Origin of the sequence: Oscillibacter sp. CU971 (assembly GCF_905219725.1) — a bacterium.
Taxonomy (GTDB): Bacteria; Bacillota; Clostridia; order Oscillospirales; family Oscillospiraceae; genus Oscillibacter.
In genome coordinates, this window is sequence record NZ_CAJMXG010000260.1 from 1 (window position 1) to 3,611 (window position 3,611).

5 protein-coding genes are annotated in these 3,611 nt (G+C 64.8%); all 5 read left to right on the forward strand.

What is annotated here, in order from left to right:
• Nucleotides 1–381: hypothetical protein (locus tag JX325_RS13675; protein ID WP_204791649.1), on the forward strand; the 381-nt coding region annotated here is incomplete at its 5' end.
• A complete protein-coding gene (locus JX325_RS13680) occupies nucleotides 378–791 on the forward strand; it encodes a hypothetical protein (protein WP_204791650.1) in 414 nt (137 codons plus the stop codon). The genes JX325_RS13675 and JX325_RS13680, both read left to right, overlap by 4 nt.
• Nucleotides 788–1,303, forward strand: coding sequence for a type II secretion system protein J (locus tag JX325_RS13685; protein WP_204791651.1), 516 nt, complete (start codon nucleotides 788–790; stop codon nucleotides 1,301–1,303). Before JX325_RS13680 ends, JX325_RS13685 begins: the two co-directional genes overlap by 4 nt.
• Nucleotides 1,300–2,994 carry a GspE/PulE family protein gene (locus tag JX325_RS13690; RefSeq protein ID WP_204791652.1) on the forward strand — a complete coding sequence of 565 codons (1,695 nt, stop codon included), beginning with the start codon at nucleotides 1,300–1,302 and terminating at the stop codon, nucleotides 2,992–2,994. The genes JX325_RS13685 and JX325_RS13690 overlap by 4 nt, the downstream gene beginning before the upstream one ends.
• Nucleotides 2,995–3,009: 15 nt before the next feature.
• Nucleotides 3,010–3,611: type IV pilus twitching motility protein PilT (locus JX325_RS13695; protein WP_204791653.1), on the forward strand; the 602-nt coding region annotated here is incomplete at its 3' end.

Consider the following 3,611-nt stretch of genomic DNA (forward strand, 5'->3'; position numbering starts at 1 on the left):
TCCACTCCGGCCGTCACCACCCGGGAGTTGACCATAAAGGTGGCGGACGCCGCCGGTATTGAGGAGCAATTCGGAACGGTTAAGGTGAGCGCCGACATGTCGCAAAGCCGCCGCATCCATCTGAAGGCGTGGCTGGACCCCGGAACCTCCGGCGATCCCACCTACGTCATGGAGGCGGAGCTCACCGCTGTCAATACGCCTGAGCTTGGATATCCCAAGGAGGCGGACCGGCTGCCAAAGGATGGCCCCACCACCGGGGACAATATCACCGTTCAATTCGAAAACCCGGAGATTGTCCCAACGGAGCAAACCGATCCGGCCGTAACCTGGCGGCTGGACTGGATTACCCGGGAAATCAAGAAGGAGGCGGCAGACGGATGAGCGAGAAGCTGCGAAACTCCCGGGGCGAGACACTGGTGGAGGTGCTGGCCTCCGTGCTGATCTGCGCGCTTTCCGTCATGCTGCTGCTGGGGGCCGTTTCAGCCTCCACCAGCATCGGCCTCCAGGCCCAGGCGGCGGACGAAGACTACTACACGGCTCTCTCCAAGGCGGAACGGCAGAGCAAGGTCCCCGGCGGCTCCTTGGAGACGGATATTTACAGCGGCCTGTCCGGCGGAACCGCAATAACCATCCTAAGCAAGGACGGTTCTGCCGTGACCATCCCCGCTGCCGCCGGCGAAAGTGAGCATGGGCTCCATTTCTACGGCACCCCGCGCCTGCTCTCCTACGCCCTAGACCCGCTGCCCGGATTGGATTCTTCCGGCCTTGCCATGACAGGAGGCGGCGGATGAAAAAGAAGCTGAAAAGCAGCGCCGGGTTCTCCCTGGTGGAAATGCTCTGCGCCGTGGCCGTCCTCATGCTGCTTTGCGTGATGGTGAACACGGGCCTCAGCGTGGCCACGAAGACCTACTTCGACCTCACGGCGGAGTCAGAGACCCAGCTTTTGCTGAACACTCTCACCGACGCCATCGCCGGGGAGTTGCGCTACGCCCACGAGACCCAAACCGCCGGGAACGGCGCGCTGGAATCCTACAACGGCGGCCGCGGGCTCACCTTGGAAAGCGGGCAGGTCTACGCCGGCGGCAAGGAGCTGCTGCCCAAGGAAAAAGACGGCCGTGGCGGCGCTTATAAAAACGGAGACTATCAGGTCGAAGCCATGGACATCACCTATGACCGGGACGCGGCCTGTTTCACCTTGCATCTGAAGGTCACCTGGAAGGACAGCGGCATCAGCGCCCAGACGCCGGAGGGCGGCGTGGTTATCCGCTGCCTGAACCCACCCGAGAAAGAAGGGACATCATGAAATACGTCAAACTCGGCGACCTGCTGGTCAACAGCGGCTGCATCACCCAGGCCCAGCTGGATGAGGCCCTGGCGCTCCAGGAGGACACCGGCCAGCGCCTGGGCTCCATCCTGCAAACCCACGGCTTCATCACCGAGCGGCAGCTCATTGACACGCTGATGAGCCAATTGGGCGTGGAGTTCATCGACCTGAACACCTACCCCATCCCGCCGGAAATGGCTCAGCTCCTGCCCAAGAGCGCGGCGAAAAAGCACATGNCCGTGCCGGTCCGGGCCACCCGGACAGACGTGCACCTGGCCATGGCAGACCCCCTGAACTTCGTGGCCATTGAGGAGGTCCGGGCCATCACCCGGCGGCGGGTCATTCCCCTCATCGCCGCCTCCGCCGCCGTGGAGCGGGCGGTCCAGAACCTCTACAGCAACCAGGGGGCCATGCAGGCCATCGAGGACATGCAGCGGGATCTCCTTGGCAGCCAGTACGGCGCCGCCGCCCCGGCCCAGCCCCAGAGCATGACCGTGGACGAGGACGAGGCGGACGCCGCCCCGGCCATCCGGCTGGTGAACTCCATCATCGACCGGGCCTGTACGGAAGGGGCCTCGGACATCCACATGGAGCCCGGCGAGGACAGCATGACCATCCGCATGCGCATCGACGGGGCCCTTCGGGCCATCATCCCGGTGCCCCGGGAGCTCCAGAGCTCCGTCATCTCCCGCTTAAAGATCATGGCCCGGATGGACATCGCCCAGAAGCTGATTCCCCAGGACGGACGGGCCAACGTCACCGTCCGCCAGGAGAGCCTGGACCTGCGTATCTCCACCCTGCCCACCATCCACGGCGAGAAGGTGGTCATCCGCCTCCTGCGGAAGACCCCGGAGCTTGCCACCCTGGAGGGTATCGGCCTGGAGGGGGGCAACCGGGAGCGGTTCTGCCGGCTGGTGGACAACGCCACCGAGGGCGTCATCCTCATGGTGGGCCCCACGGGCTCCGGCAAGACCTCTACCCTGTATGCCATGATTGACCGCCTGAAAAGCGAGGAAGTAAACCTCGTGTCCCTGGAGGACCCGGTGGAATATCACATCGACGGCATCTGCCAGGTCCAGATCAACGACAAAACCGGCCTGACCTTCGCCAACGTCCTCCGCTCCGTCCTCCGTCAGGACCCGGACATCATCGCCGTGGGCGAAATCCGGGACGGCGAGACCGCTGAAATCGCCATGCGGGCCGCCATGACCGGACATTTGGTCCTCTCCACCATCCACACCAACAACGCCGTCAGCTCCATCGACCGGCTGCTGGACATCGGCGTGGAGCCCTACCTCATCGCCGGGGCGGTGAAGGGCATCGTCTCCCAGCGGCTGCTGCGCAAGGTCTGCCCCCACTGCAAAAAGCCCTACGCCCCCTCGGCGGAGGAGCGGGAGGCCCTGGGCCTCCCCCCGGGAGAGTACACCTTCTACCGGGGCGCGGGCTGCGGCGAGTGCTTCGGCACCGGCTACCGGGGCCGGACCGGCGTCTTTGAGATTCTTCCCGTCAATCCCGCCATCCGGCGGGCCATCCACTCCCGCTCCCTCAAGGATTTGGAGGCGGCTATGGATCAGGCGGACTTTCACCCCATCATGGAAAACTGCCGCAAGCTGGTTTTAGACGGCGTGACCTCCAGCGAGGAGGTCCACCGGGTCCTGGGCGGCGGATAAAGAGGAGGAAAATCTATGAGTGTTAAAGAATACGTAGAAAAGGCCCGGAAGGACGGGGCCTCCGATATTCATCTGGTCCGGGGCCTGACCCCCCGCTACCGGGTGGACGGCGCCATCCGGGAGATGGAGGGCGCGCCCCTGACGTCGGACGACTGCCTGGAGGCCGCCCGGGAGCTGGCCGGGTCCGAAATCCGCCACGGGGAGGCCGTGGGCGAGCTGGACCTGGCGCTGACCATCGCCGGGGTCCGCTGCCGGGTGAACCTCTTCCGCCAGCAGGAGGCCTGGTCCGCCGCCATCCGGCTTTTGAACGACCACATTCCCGACTTGTCCGAGCTGGGCCTTCCCAAGGTGGTCGGCGAATTCCCCGCCTACAGCCAGGGGCTGGTGCTCATCACCGGCGAGACCGGCTCCGGCAAGTCCACCACCCTGGCGGCGGTGCTGAATCAAATCAACCGCAATGAGGCCAAGCATATCCTTACCCTGGAGGACCCCATCGAATACGTCTACACCCCGGAAAAGTGCGTTATCAACCAGCGGGAGATCGGCCGGGACACGGGGAGCTTCGCCACCGGCCTCCGGGCCGCGCTGCGGGAGGACCCGGACGTGATCTGTCTCTT

Excerpts from the sequence above, each read along its gene's own strand:
- JX325_RS13680 (WP_204791650.1), top strand. The coding sequence starts at position 378 with ATGAGCGAGAAGCTGCGAAACTCCCGGGGCGAGACACTGGTGGAGGTG.
- JX325_RS13685 (WP_204791651.1), top strand. The coding sequence starts at position 788 with ATGAAAAAGAAGCTGAAAAGCAGCGCCGGGTTCTCCCTGGTGGAAATG.